This window comes from Arundinibacter roseus, assembly GCF_004348825.1.
Classification (GTDB): domain Bacteria; phylum Bacteroidota; class Bacteroidia; order Cytophagales; family Spirosomataceae; genus Arundinibacter; species Arundinibacter roseus.
The window spans coordinates 51,133-74,389 of the sequence record NZ_SMJU01000010.1 but is presented as its reverse complement, the minus strand read 5'-3'; the positions used below and the strand labels follow the sequence as shown (position 1 = coordinate 74,389).

At 48.7% G+C, this 23,257-nt stretch carries 19 protein-coding genes; 9 read left to right on the top strand and 10 right to left on the bottom strand.

The window, feature by feature from the left end; genetic code table 11:
• Positions 1-23: 23 nt before the first annotated feature.
• On the bottom strand, positions 24-845 hold the full coding sequence (locus EZE20_RS16425) for a lysophospholipid acyltransferase family protein (RefSeq protein ID WP_132119649.1): 822 nt from the start codon (positions 843-845) through the stop codon (positions 24-26).
• 227 nt (positions 846-1,072) lie between these two features.
• Here EZE20_RS16425 and EZE20_RS16420 point away from each other — a divergent pair, with 227 nt between their 5' ends.
• The 4 genes from EZE20_RS16420 to EZE20_RS16405 all read left to right on the top strand — a co-directional run bounded on the left by EZE20_RS16420 (position 1,073) and on the right by EZE20_RS16405 (position 7,713).
• Positions 1,073-1,762 (top strand): porin family protein, encoded by a 690-nt coding sequence (locus tag EZE20_RS16420; RefSeq protein ID WP_165933497.1) that lies wholly within the window; start codon positions 1,073-1,075, stop codon positions 1,760-1,762.
• Positions 1,763-1,869: 107 nt separating this feature from the next.
• Positions 1,870-3,087 carry a serine hydrolase domain-containing protein gene (locus tag EZE20_RS16415; protein WP_132119645.1) on the top strand — a complete coding sequence of 406 codons (1,218 nt, stop codon included), beginning with the start codon at positions 1,870-1,872 and terminating at the stop codon, positions 3,085-3,087.
• 55 nt (positions 3,088-3,142) lie between these two features.
• Complete coding sequence (locus EZE20_RS16410) at positions 3,143-4,612, top strand: M48 family metalloprotease (RefSeq protein ID WP_132119643.1); 1,470 nt, start codon at positions 3,143-3,145, stop codon at positions 4,610-4,612.
• Between the two features lie 401 nt (positions 4,613-5,013).
• A complete protein-coding gene (locus tag EZE20_RS16405) occupies positions 5,014-7,713 on the top strand; it encodes a TonB-dependent receptor (protein ID WP_165933496.1) in 2,700 nt (899 codons plus the stop codon).
• Between the two features lie 20 nt (positions 7,714-7,733).
• Here EZE20_RS16405 and EZE20_RS16400 read toward each other — a convergent pair whose 3' ends face one another.
• The 3 genes from EZE20_RS16400 to EZE20_RS16390 form a co-directional block, all read right to left on the bottom strand.
• On the bottom strand, positions 7,734-10,748 hold the full coding sequence (locus EZE20_RS16400; protein ID WP_132119639.1) for a S8 family serine peptidase: 3,015 nt from the start codon (positions 10,746-10,748) through the stop codon (positions 7,734-7,736).
• A 217-nt stretch (positions 10,749-10,965) separates the two neighbouring features.
• On the bottom strand, positions 10,966-11,751 hold the full coding sequence (locus EZE20_RS16395; RefSeq protein WP_132119637.1) for a polyprenol monophosphomannose synthase: 786 nt from the start codon (positions 11,749-11,751) through the stop codon (positions 10,966-10,968).
• 124 nt (positions 11,752-11,875) lie between these two features.
• A complete protein-coding gene (locus tag EZE20_RS16390) occupies positions 11,876-12,247 on the bottom strand; it encodes a DUF4296 domain-containing protein (RefSeq protein WP_132119635.1) in 372 nt (123 codons plus the stop codon).
• 81 nt (positions 12,248-12,328) lie between these two features.
• Between EZE20_RS16390 and EZE20_RS16385 the strand changes: the two genes are divergently transcribed.
• The 4 genes from EZE20_RS16385 to EZE20_RS16370 all read left to right on the top strand — a co-directional run bounded on the left by EZE20_RS16385 (position 12,329) and on the right by EZE20_RS16370 (position 15,858).
• Positions 12,329-13,216 carry a DUF58 domain-containing protein gene (locus EZE20_RS16385; protein ID WP_132119633.1) on the top strand — a complete coding sequence of 296 codons (888 nt, stop codon included), beginning with the start codon at positions 12,329-12,331 and terminating at the stop codon, positions 13,214-13,216.
• A 67-nt stretch (positions 13,217-13,283) separates the two neighbouring features.
• Positions 13,284-14,228 (top strand): hypothetical protein, encoded by a 945-nt coding sequence (locus EZE20_RS16380; protein WP_228713812.1) that lies wholly within the window; start codon positions 13,284-13,286, stop codon positions 14,226-14,228.
• 11 nt (positions 14,229-14,239) lie between these two features.
• Positions 14,240-15,259 (top strand): vWA domain-containing protein, encoded by a 1,020-nt coding sequence (locus EZE20_RS16375; RefSeq protein ID WP_132119631.1) that lies wholly within the window; start codon positions 14,240-14,242, stop codon positions 15,257-15,259.
• On the top strand, positions 15,259-15,858 hold the full coding sequence (locus EZE20_RS16370) for a ribonuclease HII (RefSeq protein ID WP_132119629.1): 600 nt from the start codon (positions 15,259-15,261) through the stop codon (positions 15,856-15,858). The genes EZE20_RS16375 and EZE20_RS16370 overlap by 1 nt, the downstream gene beginning before the upstream one ends.
• Here EZE20_RS16370 and EZE20_RS16365 read toward each other — a convergent pair.
• The 6 genes from EZE20_RS16365 to rpmH form a co-directional block, all read right to left on the bottom strand.
• A complete protein-coding gene (locus EZE20_RS16365) occupies positions 15,827-16,318 on the bottom strand; it encodes a DUF1440 domain-containing protein (protein WP_132119627.1) in 492 nt (163 codons plus the stop codon). The two genes, EZE20_RS16370 and EZE20_RS16365, sit on opposite strands and share 32 nt — an antisense overlap.
• A gap of 98 nt (positions 16,319-16,416) precedes the next feature.
• Positions 16,417-16,932: a DUF2480 family protein gene (locus EZE20_RS16360; RefSeq protein WP_132119625.1), complete on the bottom strand. Its 516-nt coding sequence runs from the start codon at positions 16,930-16,932 to the stop codon at positions 16,417-16,419.
• A 101-nt stretch (positions 16,933-17,033) separates the two neighbouring features.
• Positions 17,034-17,735 carry a tRNA (adenosine(37)-N6)-threonylcarbamoyltransferase complex dimerization subunit type 1 TsaB gene (tsaB, locus tag EZE20_RS16355; protein WP_132119623.1) on the bottom strand — a complete coding sequence of 234 codons (702 nt, stop codon included), beginning with the start codon at positions 17,733-17,735 and terminating at the stop codon, positions 17,034-17,036.
• Positions 17,736-17,790: 55 nt separating this feature from the next.
• A complete protein-coding gene (locus tag EZE20_RS16350; RefSeq protein ID WP_132119621.1) occupies positions 17,791-19,446 on the bottom strand; it encodes a S41 family peptidase in 1,656 nt (551 codons plus the stop codon).
• Positions 19,447-19,488: 42 nt separating this feature from the next.
• Complete coding sequence (rnpA, locus tag EZE20_RS16345) at positions 19,489-19,899, bottom strand: ribonuclease P protein component (protein WP_132119619.1); 411 nt, start codon at positions 19,897-19,899, stop codon at positions 19,489-19,491.
• 88 nt (positions 19,900-19,987) lie between these two features.
• Positions 19,988-20,146 (bottom strand): 50S ribosomal protein L34, encoded by a 159-nt coding sequence (gene rpmH, locus EZE20_RS16340; protein WP_132119617.1) that lies wholly within the window; start codon positions 20,144-20,146, stop codon positions 19,988-19,990.
• 251 nt (positions 20,147-20,397) lie between these two features.
• On the opposite strand from rpmH, the gene uvrA reads away from it, so the two are divergent.
• Positions 20,398-23,253, top strand: a complete 2,856-nt coding sequence (uvrA, locus tag EZE20_RS16335; RefSeq protein WP_132119615.1) for an excinuclease ABC subunit UvrA — start codon at positions 20,398-20,400, stop codon at positions 23,251-23,253.
• Positions 23,254-23,257: the final 4 nt, after the last annotated feature.

Sequence of the window (23,257 nt, the reverse complement as noted above, 5' to 3'; positions counted from 1 at the left end):
GTGCCTAAGTACTTAAATAAACACTATTCGTCGGACAGCCAGGTTAACTTTTCTTTGGGCACCTGCTGTTCGATCGCCACCGTTACGCGTGCCACCATACTTTCGACCGACTCGTCCGGCAAAAAATGCATGGGTGGTTTGAACTGTACGGTCAGCGTGGTATTTCTTTTCTTAAATCGGAGTCCTTTCTTATCAAACGCCCGGCGAAATCCATTAATAACCACCGGAACCACAATGGGCTGATGTTCTTTGATGAGATGGGCCGTACCCTTGCGAACAGGGGCGTAGGGTTTTGTGGTACCCTGCGGAAAACTCACGACCCAGCCATGATCCAGCCCCATTCGGATTTTGTCCTGTGCGCCATGATCCAGATTTCGCTGCACGTTTTCTCCTTTGGCACGCCACGAACGCTCCACCATAATGGCTCCGCCCATGCTGAACAGTTTCGGGAGCATTCCGCCTTCGTTCATGGTTTCGGAAGCCGCTACGTAGTAATTGCGAACCCGGGGCGAAAACAGGTAAAAAGGCGGAGAAATGGTGTCTTTATAGCCCCACTTCACGGCACAAAAAATGTGGTAGAAGGCAATCACGTCCGCAAAGTAGGTCTGATGATTGGCCAGAAACAGCACCCCGTGGTCGGGCAGGTTGTGCAGGTGCTCGGTGCCCCGAATCTTGATTTTATTCACCGCCGTGTAGCGGTAGTAGGTCGACCAGCCGATGATTGTGATCATCAATCTTCTTACAATGAGCCAGTTGCCAAAAGGATCTTTCTCAAATAATCCCAGAAAATCCAGTTTGGACAGCCACCGGGGCAATGCGCTGAATGTGGTTTTGGGTCGTATCATAGGGTCAGGTATAGGTATGCCGAAGGGATTGTATAAAAAACAGACACGAACTTTCGGGGGCAAAAGTAAGAATAACGTCGCTTTCTCCTCATGTGTTAACGATTGTTAAGGCACCAATAGCCGCTTAAACCACCTGCGGGCATCGAACTCTAACCCACCGAATGCGCAGCAAACGCTTCGTATCTGAAACGAGCCTTACAACTTCAAATCTATTAAATTTTAATGCCATGAAAACCAATCGCAGCTTTTTCCTTTCCTTTATTTTCATCGTTTCTTTTGTTTCTCTGGCGCAGGCACAATGGTCTGTGGGACTACGGGGCGGTGCATACGTCGGGTCGGTTTCTACTCCCGAGTTGATTTCGGCCATAACGCCGGACCTGAAATGGTCGCCCGGTCTGCAGGTGGCGCTGTTTGCCGAAAACGAACTTTCAAATCACGTGGCGTTTCGTCCTGAACTGGTGTTTTCACAAAAAGGTTTTATGGTGCGCGAAGGGACTGATCTCAATTTGGGTAATTTTCCGGTGGCTTTGGGTATAAAATCTTCCTACCGCGTAAGCTACGTAGAAGCACCGCTGCTGTTGAAAGTCGCCGCCGGAAACGAACTCGTTAAACTGTACGCTATTGCCGGACCTTCCGTTGGCTACGCCACTCACGCGCAACTTGTTACCCGTCCGCAGGCCGTGATTGAGTTTCGCCCGATTCGTACCAATGTGTCGCTGGATGCGCTGGGCTACAACCGCTTTGAATTTAGTGCCGTAGGGGGGGCAGGTCTTAGTTTCAAAGCCGGTGCCGGTGAGCTGATGCTCGAAGCCCGCTATCAGCAGGGAATCAGCCGGGTGGTGAGCGTGCCGCTGCTGCAAACCAATGTTCGGAATCAGGGCGTCATCATGTCGCTTGGCTATAAAGTCTCTTTCTAAACCCTTTTCGTTCCTGAATAAAATGGTCGTTCCGTGGGGGACGGCCATTTTTTATTATTTTTGGCTGAATAAAATCTTAGCTTCGCCCTCAAATCTTACCCTATCGTATGCGCCTGTTGCTTCTGGTTTTGGTTTTTTCGCTCGCTGTTCAGCAGGTTTCAGGCCAATCCGCCACTCCCTATTTTCCTCCGGCCCATAGCTGGCAGCGGATGCCGCCTGCGGAAGCAGGAATGTCTGCTACTAAACTGGCTGAGCTCGTAGCCTATGCGCAGGCGCAGGAAAGTGCAGCGCCCCGGAATATGGAAATTTCACAGGCCCAAACGTTTGGCAAAGAACCCTTTGGCGAAGGTACCGGCCCCTTTGAAACCCGGGGAGATCCCACCGGGCTGGTGATTCGGCGCGGCTATGTCGTGGCCGAATGGGGCGACCCGCTGCGCTGCGACATGGCGCACAGCGTAACCAAAAGCTTTTTATCTACCGTAGTCGGCCTGGCCGTCGATCGTCAATTGATTCGGAATGTGCAGGATAGCGTGGCGCCTTACGTACCGCCTATTGAACTGTACACGCCCGCGCAGGTGCAGCGCCCGGCGGAGCTGCTGGGTACTCCTGAACTGCTCAGACCGTTTGACAGCCCGCACAACCGGAGCCTGTCCTGGGACCACATGCTGCGGCAAACGAGCGATTGGGAAGGCACGCTCTGGGGCAAACCCGAATGGGCCGACCGCCCTTCGGCAACGCCTGCCGACTGGCAAACCCGCGCCCGACAAACGCCCGGCAGCGTGTACGAATACAACGACGTGCGTGTAAACGCTCTGGCACTGGCGGCAACGAGCGTGTGGCGGCGGCCGCTCCCACAGGTGCTCAAAGAGTTAATTATGGACCCTATCGGTGCGTCCAATACCTGGCGCTGGACGGGCTACCGCAACAGCTGGATTGTGCTCGACGGACAGGCCGTTCAGGCCGTGAGCGGGGGCGGACATTGGGGCGGCGGAATGTTCATTCATGCGTATGATATGGCCCGGTATGGTCTTTTAACGATGCACAAAGGCCGCTGGAACGGCAGGCAGCTTTTGTCGGAGCAATGGATCAGGCAGGCAACTACACCAACGAAGGCTCAACCGACCTATGGCTACATGAATTTTTTCCTGAATACGGACAAAAAATTTCTGCCCTCAGCCCCCGAATTGGCCTTTGTGCATATCGGCAACGGCACCAATATGATCTATGTAGACCCTGAGCATGAGCTCGTGATGGTAGTGCGGTGGATCGACAACAAAGCAATGGATGGGGTAGTTAAAAAGCTGCTCGAAAGCATGACCAAATGACCATTTTTTATTCTAATTCATACACATACCGATTTAAACGTTTGACAGATCAACTATGAAAGTACCTAAACTAATGGCATACTGCCTGTTGGCTACCGGCGCACTTGCGTTTTCCGGCTGCTCGCGAAACCCCGTAACGGGCAAAAAAGAACTCGTTTTTATGTCTCCGGAAAAAGAATTAGCTACGGGTCAGCAGGCGCACCCGTCAATTGTGGCCACGATGGGACTTTATGAGGATAAAAATTTACAGGATTTTATCAATGTTAAAGGAAAAGCAATGGGGGCTATTTCACATCTCCCTAACCTTTCCTATCAGTTTCACATTGTGGACTCTCCGGTAGTGAATGCCTTTGCCGTGCCGGGAGGCTACGTATATTTTACGCGGGGGATCATGGCGCACTTCAACAACGAAGCAGAATTTGCCGGGGTGTTGGGCCACGAAATCGGACACATCACGGCCCGGCACTCGGCCCGGCAGCAAACTAAGCAAGGTATAGGCCAACTAGGAGTAATTCTCGGGGCTGTTGCATTTCCTCAAATGGCTCAGGGTGTTCAGGGACTAGTAGGTAGTATTCTATTGAGTTATAGCCGGGCACATGAAACAGAATCAGATGAAATTGGTGTGGGCTATTCGAGTAAAATCGGCTACGATGCCCGTGAAATGGCTGATTTTTTTGGTACTCTAAAAAAACTCAGCGATGAAAGCGGCCACGTAATCCCGACCTTTCAATCTACTCACCCCGATCCGGGCGACAGACAGGTGAAGGTAAAGGCGTTGGCAACGGAGTATCAGCAAAAAATGCCCGGAACGTATCAGGTCAATCGGGATGAGTACCTTCGCCGGATCGATGGCATAATTTACGGCGAAGATCCCAAGCAGGGTTTTGTGGAAAATATGGTTTTTTATCATCCCGAATTAAAATTCCAGATGCCCGTGCCTCGCGATTGGGGCTACGAGAATTCACCACAGCAGTTTCAGATGGCGCCCAAAGATGGCAAGGCGATGATGATTCTGACGCTGGCGCAGGGAAAAACGCTCGAAGAAGCCGGGCAGGAGGTACTCAAACAATTTAATTTGCAGGCCCTTGAAAGTCAGAAAACGACGATTAATGGAAATCCGGCGCTCGTGATGGTGTCGAAACAGGCCCCGCCACAGCAACAGCAGGGACAACCACAACAGGCACAAACGCCCGAAAATACGGTGCAATTGGCTACTTGGCTGATTCAGTACGGCGGGCTGATTTATGCCGTTCATGGCATGACGTATCAGGCAACGTTCAATACCTATGCGTCTACCTTTAAGGGAGTGGCGCAGGGGTTCAGAAGTCTTACTGATCCAGAAAAACTCAACCGCAAACCCGACCGTATTCAGATCAAAGCCGTACAGCGCAACGGTACCTTGCAGGCCGCTTTGCAGGATTACCGCATGCCCGCCAACAAAATGAAGGAGTTGTCGGTGCTAAACGGTATGGAACTCAACGATCAGGTTACCAAAGGAATGTTGATTAAAACGCTGGGAAAATAGTTTCCTGAAAAAATTAATAAAAAATAAAGCAGGAGTCATCTCTATCGTGGAGATGGCTCCTGCTTTTGTTTGTAGCTGTTGATGAACGAGTTCACCTGTCCTTAGAAATGCTCCGTAGGAGCTACCCGTTTGTAGCCTTTTATGAATTTGATTGTATTTGAGCTCCCGTAGGAGCGGCCCGTTACCCGCTCCAATGTGCCTTTCAAAGATCACACTAAGATATGAATTGGGTAAAAACAGAACGCGCAACCCTTTGTTCAGTAACTGGCATACACATCGCTACTTTTTGATCAAATCTACATTTCTCAGGCAGAGGAAGAAAAACTAATTTACACAACATGTTATTGAATAAAAAAAGGAAAGCCGGGAGGGGAATACTCGCTGTACTGATAGGAGTCTGTATGTTTTCCTTTGAATCTTTTGCGCAGCGCATCACTATTCAGGGTATTGTACAAAATGCTACCGACAAATCGGTAATGCCGGGGGCGATTGTCTCTATTCAAAAAGCAACCGACGAACAACCGCTAAACGGCGTAATGACAGACGGGAACGGCGAGTTTAAATTTGAAAAAATTGCTCCTGGCCCGTATCTGGTCAAAATTAATTATTTGGGGTTTAAACCCATTTCCAAAGCAGTAGATGTTGATAATCAGGCAATTGATTTAGGGGTACTTTTGCTTATAGAAGAGGTCAATAACTTACAGGAGGTGCAGGTGGTAGGGCAGGTGGCCACGGCTGTGCAGCTGGGAGATACGACGCAGTTTAACGCAGCAGCGTTCAAAACCGCCGCCGATGCCAACGCTCAGGAGTTGATTCAAAAGCTGCCGGGCGTAACGATGGAAGACGGAAAAATACAGGCACAGGGAGAAGATGTGCAGCAGATTTTGATTGACGGAAAACCCTACTTTGGAACCGACGTAGCTACCGCGCTTCAAAGCCTACCGGCAGAAGTAATTGCCAATATCCAAATTTTCGACAAGAAAAGTGACAAAGCCGAAATGAGCGGTTTTGATGATAATGATCAATTGAAAACGATCAATATTGTAACCAAACCCAACCGCAGAAAAGGGCAGTTTGGTAAAATTTCGGGCGGCTACGGCACCGACGACCGATATCTCACGGGTGCAAGCATCAACCTGTTTAACGAAGATCGCCGATTTACGCTGACCGGTTTGAGCAACAACATCAACACCACGAGTTTTACGGCTGAGCCGGGTAGTCAGCGCGGGGACCGTCCCCGAAACGGAATTATAAAGACAAATTTGCTGGGCGTGAATTTTTCGGATATGTGGGCCGAAAAAATTGAAGCAAGCGGGAGTTATTCGTTTACGCAGCAGCAGAACTTTGGCGTGCAGACCCGGTTTCAGCAGTTCATCAGTCCGGCCGATTCGGGGCGTTTTTATAACGAAAATAACCGCAGCACCGAGAAAGACAAGGTGCATCAGGCCAATATGCGGATTGATTATAAGGTCAATGAAAAAAACCGAATCCTGATTCGTCCGAATTTAACGATTCGCTCCGCCGATGATTTTTCGTACTTTTTGGGCCGTACCGAAAACGTAATCAGTCCGTTGAACCAAACCGAAAACACGGCCAATTCTACAAGCGAATCCGTTAATTTTCGGAATACGGTGCTGTATAGCCACGGGTTTTCCAAAAAAGGACGAAGTGTTACATTCCGGCTGAACACTGGTTTTAGTATAAATAATTCGGAGAATTTTCGCCTGGCCGACAACACCTACTTTCGGGAGCCGGAGCGGTCCAATATATTAAATCAATTTACTGATTTTGATGGAGACGGTTTTTCGTGGGAAGGTGAAATTTCGTACACTGAGCCGATTGGCAAAAACGGACGCATGGAAATTGAACACGAACGCGGCAATCGCTACGACGATTCAGATCGGCGATTGTTTGATTTTAATGAATTTTTGGGAGACTATTCCAACCTGAATATAGGGCTGAGTAATACGTTTAGGAGCGATTACTTCACCGAAGAAACGCAGCTAAGTTATCAGTACCGGACCGAAAAACTGCGGTTTCAGATTGAAGGCGAGTATCAGCGCGCCCGCCTGGAAAATACGCAGGTGTATCCGGCGGAGTTTGACATCAACCGTACGTTTACCAACGTGTTGCCGGGTTTGAGGTTTGAGTATAAATTTTCCAAAACAAAAAATATCGAAATCGACTACCGAAGCTGGACCGATGCACCGTCGGTAGGGCAGCTGCAAAGTGTGTTTAATGTAACCAATCCGCTGTACGTTCGAACCGGAAATCCCAATCTTGTACAATCGATACAAAACCGGGTGCGGGGCCGCTACCGAACCCAAAACCCGGAAAACAATCATACGTTTTTTGCGATGGTAGAAGCCTCGGCGGTTCCTAACTACATAGGCACGAGTACGCTCACAGCTCGCCGCCCGATTGCACTTACGGCTCAGGATACGCTGCAAATAGGCTCTCAGCTATCACGTCCGGTCAATTTGGATGGGTATTGGACCGCCCAAACGTTTCTGAATTTTGGTCAGCCACTCGAATTTATCAAGTCTAAACTTAGTCTTTTTGGTTTTGTTAATTATACCAAACTTCCGAGTTTGATTGATTCGTTGGTAAACTATACTTCAACCGCCAATTTTCGTTTGGGCATTTCAGTAAGCAGCAACATCAGCGAATCACTTGATTTTTATGTATCTACGCGTTCCGGCTATAATACCGTACAACGTTCGCTGCGCAAAACGACCGAGAACTACTTCAACCAAAGTACCCGCATGCGCCTGACGTGGGTGGCCTGGAAGGGATTGGTGTATCGCACGGATCTTATGCATCAGCTAAACACAGGTCTTTCGGCGGGTTTTAACACCAACTACATGATCTGGAATATGAGTATTGGCAAGAAGGTTTTTGCCAATCAGCGGGGCGAAATCAGCCTGAGTGTATACGATTTATTAAGACAAAATATCAGCATTCGCCGGAATGTGACGGATATTTTTGTAGAAGATGTTCAGTCCAATGTGCTGCAACGCTATTTCATGTTGACTTTTACCTACAACCTTCGGCATTTTAGCGGTGGCGCTACGAGTGAAAAGGATTTTGAAAGGCGGTAAAACCATTCCCGGGTAAGTGTTTACCTCTTAAAGAAAAGCTTCGAGTAATTTCGGGTACCCACCCGAACTTTGAGCAGGTACATGCCGGCCGGAAGCGACCGGAGATCAAAAATCGTTTTGAGGTAGTCACGCTCCGGCCTGAGTGCCTGCTGCCGGACAACCTCTCCCTGAAGGGTAAGAATAGAGGCGGTGGGGTCAATGATAAAACCTTGAATACGAAGCGCTACCGCCACCGTTTCGGTAGCCGGGTTGGGAAAAACCGTCAGGATAGAAAGCGTGTCTTCGAGATTCAAAGGTTGCAGGGGAATGCTCGAATTGGAAGGTATATTTCCGATGTTTCCTCTAAGTGTAATCGGCTTTGATTCGGCAAGGCAGCCAGTATTTTCTACGGAAACTCTATACGTACCTCCTTCTCTGACAGTCAGAAGCGGGGCTGTTTCATTAAGTATCAGACTATCGTTTCGATACCATTTATACCGATTTCCGATTTCGTAGTTTGCCTGCAAAGCCAGGCTTCCGCCGGGCGGAATGAGTGTGTTGGAGGGAGGCGTAATGGCCGCTGCAACCTGCACGCGCTGTACCACCACGTCCGTTGACTTCACAAGGCAGGCTCCGTGCCGAACTTCCACTGCGTAGCGTCCCGGCTGAGGGGCGGGATATGAAGCCTGAGTTGCGCCAGAAAGTAGCGAATTATTGAAATACCAGCGGTAACTATACCCGTTTTTTTGTGGTGCCTTCAAAATCGCCGGTTGACCGTTGCAGATGGGCGCGCTGACAGAAGGCGTTAGATACGCTTCCACGGGCGTGACTTCGACTGCTGTACCGGGCGAAGTAGCCACACATTGCTGATCCCGAATCTGAACCTGATACGTTCCGCTTTCAGCAGCCTGAAAACGGGCGTTGGTGGCTCCGCTTATCGGGCTGCCGTTCCGCAGCCACTGATACCTGTAAGTATTCCCCGTATTGGAGGCCAATTCAACGCCTTTGCTGTCGCAAACCAGCAAAGGTCCCGTTTTATCAATAGCTGAAAAGAGCGTTGAGCTTCGTACCGTAACCGATTTGGAAATCGCCGTGCAGCCTTGCCCGCTTACACGAACGGCATAGCTACCGGGTCTTGTGATTTCCAGAAAGCGTTCGGTGCCCTTTTTAATAACGCTTCCATTCTGAAACCATTCGTACTGAAAATCGGTACCGGCGTTTGCTGAGAGTAAAATGGTTTTTCCAACACAGAGCGTAGTATCAAGGCCGGGTGTCAATGCGGCGCCAAGTTCGCAGTCGGGTTTGGCGGTGCCGGTTGCTACGAGCGAAAACGGCTGACGGTTATTTTTGAGCGTATTTTTGTGGGTAATCGTGAGCGTATAGGCGCGTCCTTTGACAGGATTTGGAATATAAATTTGCTCTATATTGTCTCGAAAGTTGTTGCCCGGCTGAGCCGGTTTTTCTGGGTTTTCGGGATCAAGAACCCACGGTTGATGTGAGTTGAAGCCTTCCAGCATCAGCATATCCAAATCATTGACAAGCCGTGGACTTCGGTTGTTGACGTTACGGCTGCTGACAGGAATAGGCGTTGCTTCGGGGTCCGTCCAGCAAATCGTGACGACCAAAGGTTCATTGCCGGAGGCGATAAAGCGTTGGGTAAGCGTTTCGCCCTGTTGCAGTACTTTTTCCGATAAAACAGCCTTTCCTTCCTGATTCAGAATCACTTTTGCGGCTTTTTCAGCATTGAGCAATCCCCATCCATAGGTATAATCAGGAGTAATCTTATTCTGAGGCTTTGTGGCCGTATGCAACGCCAGGGCTTTGAGCGTAGAGGCGAGCATAAAACGACCCTTTTGCTGATGGTATAATTCCTGCAAAAGAAACAACGAACCCGATACATTGGCACTTGCCATGGACGTACCCGTAAGTACTCCGTAAGCGTCCGTATCAGTGCCCACGCTTGACAGAACATTACTGCCAATGCCCAGCAAATCGGGTTTGATCCGTCCGTCGTCGGTCGGTCCCCAGCCGCTATATGGCGCAACGGCATAGGTGATAGACCCGCCATCTGCTGAGCCTACGGTGAGTACGTTTTTGGCGTTGGCTTCGCCGGGAATAATATCATAGCCGTCGTTTCGGTCGCGTGGGAGAGTGCTTTTTGTGTTGCTGTTTTTAAGGAAATAGCTCGTTCCGGCGGGCGGGCCATTTTCAATGCGCTTATTGTCTGCCGAGCGCACCATGAGGAGGTACGGGAAATTATACGTAATCCGGTCAGTTTCACTCACAGTTTCCTCATAAAAACCAAAGCGGTAGTCGGTCTTTGCATCCACCGCAGGCGTGCCCCACCATTCCCATTTGTCATCATTAGATGCACCGGGACGGCTCGGATTAAGTACCCATCCTGCTACCGGCCCGTAGGCATGATTGGACACGAGCAGAGAGGGAGCATGCCGGGCAATTTCGGTGAGATCGTTGCCAAAGTCCCACACCTGCAATCCGGCACCGAAGGCCATTCCTGTTGCCTGTTGATAAATTCCTTTGCCCACCATTGTACCTGCCATGTGCGTGGCGTGGTCGCTTGTTACAGAGGTCATCTGTATGTCTGTTTGGGTAATTTTTCCGGTTAGCTCGCGGTGATCTGCCCGAACTTTGCCTCCGTCCCACATCGCCAGTTTGCCACGTAACGCCGGGCTACTGCCACTAAGGGCTAATCCTAATCCGCCTCCTTCGTAAAGTGCCGTGGTGCGGGTGCCTGCCGAAAGCGGCGAGGTATGCACACCGTAATAAACCGGTTGACCGAGTGCATCGAGTCGTTGGAGTGTGAAGATGCGATGAGTATTCTGCCGTAGTTGGAGCGGCCAGTCTTTCTTTTTTGCAAGCTGTAAAAGCCGTTGATGCTGACGTTCGTACTGCCGGATGTATTTGTCGGGAAAAGCAGGAGAAGATGATTGTGCGTGGGCAACAGAAGTAAAGCCCCAAACCAGAAACGGCAGGGAAATGGCGTTAAGAAGCCAGAGTGTGTGTATTTTTTTTTGTTTGGTAATTTTTTTTTTCATGCACGAATCCTGAATCAAACGCACGGCTTACAGCTGAATGAACATGTATCTATAAGCAAACCATTGAAAATAGAGCAAAAACTGTACCGTTTCCGGTCAGTAGTCTTTTCCATACATAGAGGGGAAATCGAGAGGCAAAGCACGAACTTACTACCAAAGATAGAAACAACCTTTGGTGAATAAGGGCAGGAAGATAAAAAAATGTGTAAACGGAGGTTTATTCTGTAACCGGATCTCTCAGCGCGGGTGCAGTAGTGGCCGAGACCGCATCCTGTGGAATGTAACGTTTGAAAAAACTATTGATTTTCAGACTCATAACCCCAAAGATTGCTTCTTTAAAGATTCCAGCTGACATTTTGGATTCGCCACGGGTACGATCTGTAAAAATGATAGGTACTTCTTTAAATCTGAATCCATATTTCCAGGCTTCAAATTTCATTTCGATTTGAAAGGCGTATCCTACAAATCGGATTTGATCCAGGCGGAGCGTTTGGAGTACCCGGCGGTGATAGCACACAAAGCCGGCAGTGGGGTCCATAATGGGCATACCGGTTATAAAGCGCACATAATGACCTGCAAAGTAGGACATAAGAACCCGGCCCATCGGCCAATTAACGACGTTTACGCCTTTGATGTATCGTGAACCAATGGCAACATCGTGGTTTTCTTCGGCACAGGCGGCGTACAAGCGCACCAGATCTTCGGGGTTGTGGGAGAAGTCTGCGTCCATTTCAAACAGGTAAGTATAGCCTTCCTGTAAAGCCCATTTAAAGCCATGAATATAGGCAGTACCAAGTCCTAATTTACCCCGGCGCTCTAAAATATGTAACCTGTTGCCTAGTTCAATTTGGAGTTCCTTTACCTTCTGAGCCGTTCCGTCGGGGGAGCCATCATCTACAATAAGGATATCAAAGAATTTTGAAAGGCTGCAAACTTTTCGAATGATTGCCTCAATATTCTCAATTTCATTGTAGGTTGGTATGATAACGATGGAATCAGCCACGGGTATTCAGGTACTTTTAGGGTTTTAAATTAGGATAAAATTCAGTCAGAATTGGAGTTTGCTCTTCTGTGTTTTTGTAACAGTCCTCTATCAAAAACAATTCCAGAAATTCGTTAAGCAGGTATTATCGTTTGGTTGAATCAGCTTTTGCACGGGCTGCGAGCAGGGTATCGACGCGTTCATAAATACGGGTAAGGTAAAATGGATGCGAAGTATAGAAAGCATAGCTCTTGCGGTAAAGTGCGGTATCTACCTTGAATTTTTTCCAAATTTGATCCTGCAATTTTTCAAAAACAATCACCGACGAATCCAGCGAACGAAGTTGCATCTGTGTAACCCGTGCTTCTGCCATATGTACCTCCGACAAGATTTGCGCCATTTTCTCTTCTTCCAGTAAATCAGCCGGAGGTTTTTCTTCCGAATTACACGCCAACAGGCCAAGCACAAGCCCGGTGGTTTGTAGAATACGTTTCAGAGAATGTAAGCTTTGCGGCATGATCCTGTCAAATTATCTATATTTGTCTGCATGGTCTAACGTCACAAAGGTCGTGAATCTTTTGCACAACGGACAAATTCTATGTTTCAAGAGTTTTTAACAAAGCTTCGGCAGTACGAAATCCGCATCCGAAAAGCGGTCAACAGCGAGCGACAGGGCAACTTTCATTCGGTCTTTAAGGGTTCGGGGCTGGAATTTGATGACCTGCGGCTATACCAATATGGCGATGATGTGCGGACGATTGACTGGAACACCTCGGCCAAAGGGCATGGCACGTACATAAAAATTTTTAAGGAAGAAAAAGAACAGACCGTGTTCTTCATGGTTGATGTGAGCGCTTCTCAAAAAGTGGGTGATCAGGCCCGATTGAAAATTGATGCCGCCAAAGAAATTTGTGGAGTATTGGCTCTTTCGGCTATTCAGGAGGCAAGCCGGGTTGGATTGCTTTGTTTTTCGGATCAGAAAGAACGGTACATTCGCCCGTCTGACGGCATGAAACACGGCTACGGACTGATTTCTGAGTTGTTCAAACTCGTTCCTGAGTCTCCCCGAACGGACTTGTCGGCGGCAATCCTGCTTTCACTGAATGTCCTGAAAAGAAGAAGTCTCGTTTTTCTGATTTCTGACTTTATTGACACTAATTACGAGCATAACCTGAAAGCTTTGGCCCGTAAGCACGATCTGATCGTGATCCATATTCACGATCAACGCGAAACCAATTTGCCTCAGTTGGGTATTATCCCGATTTATGATGCCGAAAAAGACACCAAAGTGTGGGTCAATACCTCCTCACAAAGGTATCGGGTAGATATGTGGGAGCGTTTTCAGCGGCGGCGCGAAACGCTTGAAAAACTGTGCCGCCAAAATAAAGCCGATTATCTGTCACTCGATGCCGGAGAAGACTACGTACCTGTGCTGATCCGGCTGTTCCGGGTAAGGCGGTACGTAAGCGGAAGCAGTCGAACCTAAACAGATTTTGATCCAAAAATTTTTCAAAATATCATTTTTATAATTTGTTCACCTGTCTTTGTTTCTGATGTCGCTCAAAATTTCCCCTTCCTTCTGGTCTTTCCTGATTTGTCTGGGACTTTTGTGTACAAAAGTTGTTGCGGTTCATGGACAGGAGAAAGAAAATCTACCACAGGGGGTATTCCTGAACGATACGATTGTGGTAGGAAAGCCATTTTCATATGCATTCAGTTACCGACACGGAGCCGAAACCGAGGTTTTTTTTCCGGATTCTTCCTATGATTTTTCTCCATTTACGTTTCTTCATCAGGAATTTTACACCACCCGCACCGATACAAGCGGAAGCCTCGACAGCACGATTTACACCCTTGTGGCATTTGAGGTAAAACCCAGGCAAGTGCTGCGCCTTCCGGTGTACGTTTTGGCCGATGTAGACTGCACCGCCGTGTATACTGCACCCGACACGGTGTATTTGAAGCTGACATTGCCTGCCACGTCCCGGCCCGATACGCTGTCGCTGCTGCCCGAAACTGAGATCGGATTTTTGCAGCGTCAGTTCAACTATCCCGTGTTTCTGGCAGCCTTGCTGACGTTGGGGTTTGTGAGTTTTATCATTTACTGGTTGTTCGGAACGGGGATTCTCCGGCAGTGGCGGATTTTCCAGCTGCATCGGCGGCACAGCGAATTTGTCCGGGCGTTTAACCGCTTTAACCGTACGGCCCGCGAACGCGACAGTACGGTAGAGGCAGAAAAGGCGGTGGTTCTCTGGAAAAATTACCTGGAACGGGTGGAGAAAAAACCATTTGCTACCTACACCACGCGGGAAATTGTGGACAATATTCCGGACGAAGCGCTGGAAAACGCTCTGAAAGATATTGACCGGATTATTTATGGACAGGTAAAATCAGAGAAAATGGATCCGTCGCTGCAAGTGCTCAAAAATGTAGCGCAGCGCCTGTATCGGCAGCGAAGACTGGAAATTTCACGAAAAAATAAAGAGACAATCCAATAAATTAATAGCCTATGGAAGAGTGGATTTCCCTCCGGTGGTTTGGCTGGAATGTGCTGCGGACGTTTCATTGGGCGCATCCTTATTTTTTGTACGCCATTCCGGCCATTTTTGTGCTTTTCTGGTTACGCAATGTTTTTCACCGCCGCTCCCGGCAGTTTTTGGCCATCCCGTACGAGGCTACTGCCAACCGCGAAAACCTGCTGACCCGGCTGCGGTACGTGCAGCCCGTCTGTGTGGCGTTGGCTTTGCTGTGTATCCTGATGGCGCTGGCTCGCCCGCAGGTAATTACCGAGCGTACCGATCGTTTTTCGGAAGGAATTGATATTATGCTTTTGCTTGATATTTCGGATTCTATGTTGGAAAAAGATCTCAAACCCGACCGCCTGACCGCTGCCCGGCAAGTGGCCCGAAACTTCATCAGCGGACGGTTGCAGGATCGAATCGGCCTGATTATTTTTGCCGGAGAAGCGTATTCTTTATGTCCACTTACAACTGATTATGAACTGCTTTATGGGTTTTTGGATGAAATAAATGCCAACATGATTCGAACCGCCGGAACGGCAATTGGCAGCGCTCTGGCGGTGGGTGTAAACCGCATGCGGGAGTCCAAAAGTCAGAGTAAAGTGGCAATTTTAATCAGTGACGGCGATAATACTTCCGGCAATCTTGATCCGATTACAGCTGCCCGACTGGCCAAAGCCTTCGGTGTGCGCATCTACACTATTTCGGTAGGAAGTACCCGTAAACAGGCACTTAGAGACAGCCTGAACGGGCCGGGTGCGCAGGTGGATGAGGGAGAATTGCAGAAAATAGCCGCAGCCGGTGACGGAAAATATTTCAAAGCAACGGACAATACCATGCTTGGTACGGTGTTTACCCAAATAAATGCGCTCGAAAAAGTTCGATTCAGGAACGTCGTTTATCGGGACGTAAAGGATTACTATCGGGTATATTTGTACTGGGCCATGCTGCTGCTGCTCATTGCCCTCGCTACCAAAAGTACCTTCATGAGTAATATACTGGAAGATTAATGCTGCACTCCTATTATACAAAAGGGCTCATAGAAGCAGGCCTCGACGAAGTGGGAAGAGGATGCCTTGCCGGGCCGGTGGTGGCAGCGGCAGTAATTCTACCGCCCGATTTTACCCACCCGTTTCTGACTGACTCCAAGCAACTGACCAAAGCCCAGAGAATTCTATTGCGGGAAGAAATTACGCAAGCCGCCCTGTCATGGGCCGTAGCGGAGGTTTCGCCGCAGGAAATTGACAAAATCAATATTTTGAAAGCAAGTTTTCTGGCCATGCATCGGGCTGTGGAGCAACTTACAGTTCTTCCTGAACATCTTTTGGTTGATGGGAATCGGTTTACGCCCTATCCGCAAATTCCGCACACCTGCATCATCAAAGGCGATACCCTGTTCCTGTCGATTGCGGCGGCTTCCGTTTTGGCCAAAACCTATCGCGACGACCTGATGGAACGGCTTGCCGAAGATTTTCCCCACTATGGCTGGGAGAAAAACGTAGGTTACCCCACGTCTTTCCACCGAAACGCAATTTTGACGCATGGCATCACGAGCCATCATCGACTTAGCTTTCGCCTCACAGCCCGACCGTCGACGAGCGACTGTTGAGCCATTGGCGGACTATTTTTCTGGTAAATTCAACGGTTAGGCCGTAGAGAATATGGCCGCTAAATTCGCTCGTGGCAAACTTTAAGGGTTTATGCAGTGGCCACGGTTCGGTGTTGAGCATCGGTAGTACAGAGCCGTGCGTAGCTCCGTAAAGCGCTACACCCAACATACTGCCCATGCCCTTCTGTGCCTGTGGAAATGCCTCCGTAACACCGCCATACAAAGCGCCGATTCCGGTGCCAAATATCCAATGAGCCGATTGTTCAACGGCTGGCTTTTGGGATTCGGGCAGTACATGTCCGGTTGTTTCCTGCGTTACCCGTTCGGTCAGTACAACGGGAGGCGAGTCTATGGATGAGGGGCGGGAAGGGGCAACTTCCTCCCATATGGTTTTAATGGCTGTGCCAACAAGGCCTGCCACGGCCCCGGCCAGAATTCCTTTCCAGATAGCTTCATTCATTGTCTATACTTTTTTGAGATGAGTGGACTTTATAGAAAACAGGTCTGTTTTCTGAAACCTACTACCCTAAAAAAGTATGCCGAATAAGGCTGATTAAATTATTCTTTTGGTTTTTTGTAAAGTGGAACGGTGCTGCAGGGTTCGCCAAACATCAGGCTTTGCACCACCGGTTGCAGGCGCCGACTTATTTCGACATAAGCAGACGTAGGTACCGGAAATTTACTACACCCTTTTACGACGACTTTCTTAGCCCGGTAAAATTCAATATCCAATGCGGCAATAGCTTCGTCAAATAATTTTCGTTCCAGTTCTTCCAGACTTCCAAATACCAGGCAGTGCGCATACTGTTGCAGTTTTACGGCGAGCAGCATGTAGGCCCATGTAGGCACAATAGCGTCCTCACTACAAATGATCGCTACATTTTTATTTTGATAGGCGGTCCAGTCGTGGGTTTTCAAAAATTCCCGGAAATCTTTTTCGCGCAAAATTAACCCTTGAAAAAGGTTGTCTTTTAAGTCATACACCACACGTTCGCCGGGGTGGTAGTATTCTTCGAGGTCTAGCGAAAGCAGGCTACTCCCTGCTACACGATTGATGATTTCTTCGGTTTCCATATATTTTTCGGACAGTCAGTTCATACGATCAATACCCGGAAAACACAGCCGCTTTTAGAAATGTTCGGAAAAGAAAGAGTTTTGGAAGCAAAAGAATTGCGTCAATCGGGAAGAATCATTTTCTTACGGGGCTTGGTGCCCATAAAATCTTTGAGGTAGTACGGCTCAAACGAAGCAACGTCTTCAAACTGTTGCTGCTGAAAAGCCTCCGTAGCCAATGGGCCAATGGTACGGGCAGAGGGCTGAATTTCTACCGAAGGGAAAAAGGCCTGAGGGTGTACACTCAGCCCGGCTTTGGCTTTGTGTGCGCCGTCGCCAAAAAAAATGATGGGCTGCTGCGTATTCAGTACGTCGATGATGGAAAGTTCGTCCAAAATAACGGCCTGCGTAGGCATCACAGTTTGCAAATCGGTGTCGTATACGGCAGCATACACTTCCATCCGCCGGGCGTCGATCATGGGACAAAATAAATAGTTGGCAGGATACAAGGGGGCAAGTTGTGCAGCCATGCCCATCAGCGTCGGAATGCCGATCAGGGGTTTGTCCAGAGCGTAGCATAATCCTTTGGCCGTCGAAACACCCACCCGCAATCCTGTATACGAGCCCGGCCCTTTGGCGACGGCTATGGCGTCCAGTGCCTGAAGAGTGTACCCGGCCTGTTCCACCACATTTTTAATCAACGTGGTAAGCATCGACGACGAAGAGCGCTCCGTGTGTAATTCGTAGGCAGCAAGCAGCAGGCCGTTGGCATGCAGTGCCACTGAGCAGCCACGGATGGAGGTATCTAAACTGAGAATGAGCATGGAATATAAAAAATCGGTTGCTGCCTGCGGGCACCAACCGATTCGTAAGGAGTTCTTATTTAGGAGATTTCAGGAGATTGTTGTACTTGGTCATGTCTTTAAAAAGATCCAAAGCCGCCTTTATTTCGGGGTCATTGGAAAACGACGCTTCCTTCATTCCTTTTTCGAGGTAGTAATGTTTAACAATTTCTTCTTCCAGCAGCGCCTTGATTTCTGTTTTGCGCAGTTGCAGGTCGTTGTCTTTGTTGTGTGAAAGCTTGGCCTGCAAGGCTTTGAACTGCTCCTGAATATTCCCGAAAGACTGTTCTTTTTTGGCGGATGCTTCCAGCGTAGCCAGGTCTTTTTCTACCTGCGTGGTGTAGTCATATTCTTTGTCATCGAGCCATTTTACAAACGCCTGATACTCGGCGTCCGTAAGAGAAAATTCGCGAGCGGGCTTAATAGCAGGATGTTCAAAATGGTATTTAACAGCATAGTCAAAAAACAACCGGTTACGCACAAGCGCAATTGCCAACGGCGAATAGGTAGCTTTTTCAGTCAGAATATCAGGCAAAACCCCGCCACCGTCATATACCACCCGTCCGTTTTTGGTAGTAAATGCCGTCATCAGCGAATCGGGCACCTTCCCCACACTGCCATCCTCGTTGCGGTGGCTGTAATCAATCGCCTGAATGCATCGTCCGCTCGGAATGTAATACTTGGCCGTCGTAACCTTCATTTTGGTGTTATACGAAAGATCCCGCGTGGTTTGAACGAGCCCCTTGCCGTAGGTTCTTTGCCCAATGAGCACACCCCGGTCGTAATCCTGAATCACACCCGAAACGATTTCGGCTGCCGAAGCACTGCGATTGTTGGTCAGTACCGCAATCGGAATTTCGGTATCCAATGCCGGATTATAGGCCGAATAGGTTTTGTTCCATTCGGTTACTTTTCCTTTGGTAGAAACAATTTCTTCACCTTTGGGTATAAATACGTTTGATATTTCGATAGCCATGTTGAGCAATCCGCCGGGGTTTTCGCGGACGTCAAGCACGAGCTTTTTCATGCCTTTCCCTTTCAATTCCTGAAATGCATTCCGAACTTCGCGGGAGGCAGTGGCCGTAAAATCTTTCAGGTCGATGTAGCCTACTTCGTCAGAAATCATGCCGTAGTAGGGCACATTCGTTACCTTCACCACGTCCCGGCTGACCGGAATTTCGAGTGGTTTTTGGGAGCCAAAACGTTTAATTGTCAGCTTTACGGTTGAGTTGGTTTGTCCGCGCAGAAGTTTTCCGGGATCAGAATCAGCAAGCGTAGAGAGATCGATTCCATCAATTTTCATAATTTCATCTCCCAGCTGCAAGCCCGCTTTCTGCGCAGGGGTATCTTCATACACCATCATGATAATGTGTTTGTTATCAGCAGAATTAACGAGTGCCCCAATGCCGTTGTACTTTCCGGTAGTCATCGTCATGTAGTCCTCAATATCATCTTCGGCATAGTAAACCGTATACGGATCGAGGTTTTTTAGCATTCCATCAATGCTGTTTTTGATGAGCCGGTTGGGGTTAATTTCGTCTACATAGTAAGCGTTCAATTCTTTGAACAGGGTGGCATAAATATCCAAATTGCGCGCTATTTCAAACAGACGGTCGTCCTGCCGGAAAGAAAAAAACACGAGCCCGGCCACAACCGGAATGGCAAGCCAAAATGATCGGAAGTACTTTTTCATGGATTAGCTAAAAGGTATAAATGAGCGCAGGTAGGTATCAGACTACTCACGGGTAGGCGAGGGATGAGGTATTGTTGCCAATTTTTGCAAAATCTTAATCATCGCTTTGTCAATAACGTCGTAAGCAGTTTTTTCTTTTGCAAGATACAAAAAAGCAACGGAAGCCGGAGGCGTACGTTCAGGATTGGCCAGGAAAACAGCTTTGTGAAGGCGGTAGGCTTCGCGGCAGCGCCGGCGAATGAGGTTACGGTCAACGGCTTTTTTGAAATTCCGTTTGGAAACCGAAAAAAGTACCTGTGGAAGCACAGGTACGGCGGTAGGGGCCTCGTACAGATAAAGCACCCTAAAAGGAAAGAGGTAGAACGTGTGCACCTCCGTACTACCTCTTTTAAAAAGCCTGTCAATCGTTTGACGACTGCTCAAGCGTTCGTCTTTCTTAAAAGTTTGTTTCAAGAGTTATCAATAGGTAGAGTGCCCGTTGTAAAGTCGTGTCAAGAGAACTCAACAAACGGTCCAACTATCCAAACTTACAAACTTAAAATTATTGCTTGTGACGCTTTTCGTCGGATACAGTCAGTTTCCAGCGACCTTTCTTGCGACGAGCAGTTACGACCTTGCGACCGTTTGCAGTAGACATCCTTTCGCGGAAGCCATGCTTATTTCTTCTCTTCCGATTTGAAGGTTGGTATGTACGTTTCATCTCATTATCAAAATTATAGCTATAAAAATTCCTCTATTTCTGATTTGGGTCTGCAAAGGTAGGTAATTTTTAAGAAGGATGCCAAATACATTTGAATATTTTACCTGCTATGGCACGGATGTTTTTTACGATAGGCCTTTGCCTGCCTGCGTGTTAGGTTTTGGGATAGGAAAGGCAAACTAAAAGAGCGAATTTTGGGTTTCATTTCAGATAGGGCTTTTTCTAACCCAGCCCCGCCGTACGTTCGTTTTATGATCAATCAACCCGAACTTCCCGAAGAGAAGCTTCTTTTTGATGAACTCGATCCCCGCCAATACATCCTCATTAAGGGTGCTCGTGTTCATAACCTTAAAAATATTGATGTAGCTATTCCCCGCAACAAGTTGGTGGTGATTACGGGCCTGTCGGGCTCCGGCAAATCGTCGCTTGCTTTTGATACGCTGTTTGCCGAAGGGCAACGCATGTACGTGGAAAGTCTCAGCAGCTACGCCCGGCAGTTTTTGGGCCGCATGGAAAAACCGGAGGTGGAGTACATTAAAGGAGTATCGCCCGCAATCGCCATTGAGCAAAAGGTCAATACCCGCAATCCTCGCTCCACGGTGGGCACCACTACCGAAATCTACGATTACCTCAAACTGCTTTTTGCACGTACAGGTGTGACTTATTCGCCGGTTTCGGGAGAAATTGTGCGTAAAGATACCGTGACCGACGTGGTCGATTATATGCTCACGCATCCGGTCGAAACCCGCGTGCTTGTGTTGGCACCGCTGCTCGTTCGCGAGGGCCGCAGCCGAAGGGAAGAACTGACGATTCTGCTTTCCAAAGGCTATAACCGTGTGGTGAGGCAGGGCGAAACTGTGTACATTGAAGATGTGCTGACCGAAGAAACCGATGCAGCCGATGCCGACGAATGGTTTATTCTGATTGACCGTGCCACGGTTCAGCATGACGATGAGGATACGCAGTATCGACTGTCGGATTCGGTTCAAACGGCTTTTTTTGAAGGAGAAGGCATTTGTATTATTGAAATTTCGGGAGGTGAGCGACGGGTGTTCTCTGATAAATTTGAACTCGACGGCATTCGGTTTGAAGAGCCGGGAGTTAATCTTTTTAGTTTTAATAATCCCTACGGTGCATGTAAGCGCTGTGAAGGGTTCGGAAAAGTGCTGGGACTGGATCCCGACCTGGTGATTCCCGATAAATCGTTATCCGTTTTTGAAGGAGCGATTGCCCCCTGGCGCACCGAAAAAATGAGCGAATGGCTCAAACCACTGCTTCGCAACGGCATCCGGTTCGACTTCCCGATTCATCGTCCCTATAAAGATTTGAGTAAAGCGGAGAAAGAACTGCTTTGGACGGGAAATTCCTTTTTTAAAGGGCTAAATGATTTCTTTGAAGAACTCGAAACGCAAACCCACAAAGTACAATACCGTGTGATGTTGTCGCGCTACCGCGGCCGCACTACCTGCCCGGATTGCCGGGGTTCAAGGCTCCGCAAAGATGCCGCCTATGTCAAAGTAGGCGGGGCATCTATCACCGATTTGGTGCTGAAACCCATCACCGAAGTCCTGACCTTTTTTGAAGAACTCGTCCTGACCGAACACGAACAGCAGGTTTCCAAACGAATTTTGATTGAAATCAAAAATCGGTTGGATTACATGGTTCGGGTGGGATTGGGCTACCTCACGCTCAACCGCCTCACTAATTCGCTTTCGGGTGGTGAGTTTCAGCGAATTAAACTTGCTACCTCGCTCGGCAGTGCGTTGGTGGGCTCTATGTATATTCTGGACGAACCCAGCATTGGCCTGCACCCGCGCGACACCCGTCGGCTGGTAGGTGTACTGGAAGCGCTTCGTGACATGGGCAACACGGTCATTGTGGTGGAGCACGAAGAAGAAGTAATGCACGCGGCCGATCAGATTATCGACATTGGGCCCGAGGCAGGTACCAAGGGTGGGCACGTGATGTTTCAGGGAAATTGGGAAGAAATCAAAGTGCAGGGCGGACTGTCGGTTCGTGAGCTGGGACATTCGTATACGCTGGACTTTTTGCTGGGTCAGGATTCTATTCCGGTGCCTGAGTTCCGTCGTACGTCCACGTATTTTCTGGAAATGAAAGGTGCTTCGGAAAATAACCTGAAAGATGTAAGCGTGCGTTTTCCGTTGGGTGTGCTCAACGTTGTGACGGGCGTGAGTGGTTCCGGTAAATCAACGCTGATTCGTAAACTCCTGTACCCGGCCCTGATGCGTGCCCGTGGGGAATACAACGATGAGGTAGGAAAATTTGATGAGCTTTCGGGTAGCCTGGACCGCATCGAATCCGTCGAGATGATTGACCAGAATCCTATCGGAAAATCCTCCCGTTCCAATCCTGTAACGTACATTAAAGCCTACGATCACATCCGGCAGATGATGGCGGATCTGCCCGTAGCCAAAGCCCGTGGCTACAAGCCGTCGCACTTTTCGTTCAATGTAGACGGCGGGCGCTGCGAGGTTTGTCAGGGCGAAGGTCAGGTAAAAATCGAAATGCAGTTTATGGCCGATATTTACCTCAAATGCGAAGGCTGTGGCGGCAGGCGGTTCAAGCAGGAAGTGCTGGATGTGAAGTACAATGGAAAAGATATTGCCGATATTCTGGACATGACCGTAGATGACTCCATCGCATTTTTCAGAGGCTCAGAAGATCGTCTGGTTGAAAAACTATTGCCTTTGCAGGAAGTAGGGCTAGGCTACGTTACGCTGGGGCAGTCGTCCAATACGCTTTCTGGTGGCGAAGCGCAGCGGGTCAAGTTGGCGTCCTTTTTGGGCAAAGGCAGTTCGGGCAAAGGGAAAACACTTTTTATCTTTGATGAACCCACCACCGGCCTGCATTTTCACGACATAAAAAAATTATTGAAAGCCATCAATGCGCTTGTGAATCAGGGAGATAGCGTCATTATTATTGAACATAATATGGAAGTAATCAAATGTGCCGACTGGATCGTGGACCTCGGTCCGGAAGGAGGCGATGGCGGTGGATATATTACCTTCGCCGGCACACCCGAGCAGATGATTCTTCTGGAAAATAACTTTACTGCTGACTTCCTGAAAGGAAAATTGCCCGCCTGAAAGG

Excerpts from the sequence above, each read along its gene's own strand:
- EZE20_RS16370 (WP_132119629.1), top strand. The coding sequence starts at position 15,259 with ATGCTGCACTCCTATTATACAAAAGGGCTCATAGAAGCAGGCCTCGAC.
- EZE20_RS16420 (WP_165933497.1), top strand. The coding sequence starts at position 1,073 with ATGAAAACCAATCGCAGCTTTTTCCTTTCCTTTATTTTCATCGTTTCT.
- EZE20_RS16400 (WP_132119639.1), bottom strand. The coding sequence starts at position 10,748 with ATGAAAAAAAAAATTACCAAACAAAAAAAAATACACACACTCTGGCTT.
- EZE20_RS16405 (WP_165933496.1), top strand. The coding sequence starts at position 5,014 with ATGTTTTCCTTTGAATCTTTTGCGCAGCGCATCACTATTCAGGGTATT.
- EZE20_RS16415 (WP_132119645.1), top strand. The coding sequence starts at position 1,870 with ATGCGCCTGTTGCTTCTGGTTTTGGTTTTTTCGCTCGCTGTTCAGCAG.
- EZE20_RS16365 (WP_132119627.1), bottom strand. The coding sequence starts at position 16,318 with ATGAATGAAGCTATCTGGAAAGGAATTCTGGCCGGGGCCGTGGCAGGC.
- EZE20_RS16410 (WP_132119643.1), top strand. The coding sequence starts at position 3,143 with ATGAAAGTACCTAAACTAATGGCATACTGCCTGTTGGCTACCGGCGCA.
- EZE20_RS16385 (WP_132119633.1), top strand. The coding sequence starts at position 12,329 with ATGTTTCAAGAGTTTTTAACAAAGCTTCGGCAGTACGAAATCCGCATC.
- EZE20_RS16390 (WP_132119635.1), bottom strand. The coding sequence starts at position 12,247 with ATGCCGCAAAGCTTACATTCTCTGAAACGTATTCTACAAACCACCGGG.
- EZE20_RS16360 (WP_132119625.1), bottom strand. The coding sequence starts at position 16,932 with ATGGAAACCGAAGAAATCATCAATCGTGTAGCAGGGAGTAGCCTGCTT.
- EZE20_RS16375 (WP_132119631.1), top strand. The coding sequence starts at position 14,240 with ATGGAAGAGTGGATTTCCCTCCGGTGGTTTGGCTGGAATGTGCTGCGG.
- tsaB (WP_132119623.1), bottom strand. The coding sequence starts at position 17,735 with ATGCTCATTCTCAGTTTAGATACCTCCATCCGTGGCTGCTCAGTGGCA.
- EZE20_RS16380 (WP_228713812.1), top strand. The coding sequence starts at position 13,284 with ATGTCGCTCAAAATTTCCCCTTCCTTCTGGTCTTTCCTGATTTGTCTG.
- uvrA (WP_132119615.1), top strand. The coding sequence starts at position 20,398 with ATGATCAATCAACCCGAACTTCCCGAAGAGAAGCTTCTTTTTGATGAA.
- EZE20_RS16425 (WP_132119649.1), bottom strand. The coding sequence starts at position 845 with ATGATACGACCCAAAACCACATTCAGCGCATTGCCCCGGTGGCTGTCC.
- rpmH (WP_132119617.1), bottom strand. The coding sequence starts at position 20,146 with ATGAAACGTACATACCAACCTTCAAATCGGAAGAGAAGAAATAAGCAT.
- EZE20_RS16350 (WP_132119621.1), bottom strand. The coding sequence starts at position 19,446 with ATGAAAAAGTACTTCCGATCATTTTGGCTTGCCATTCCGGTTGTGGCC.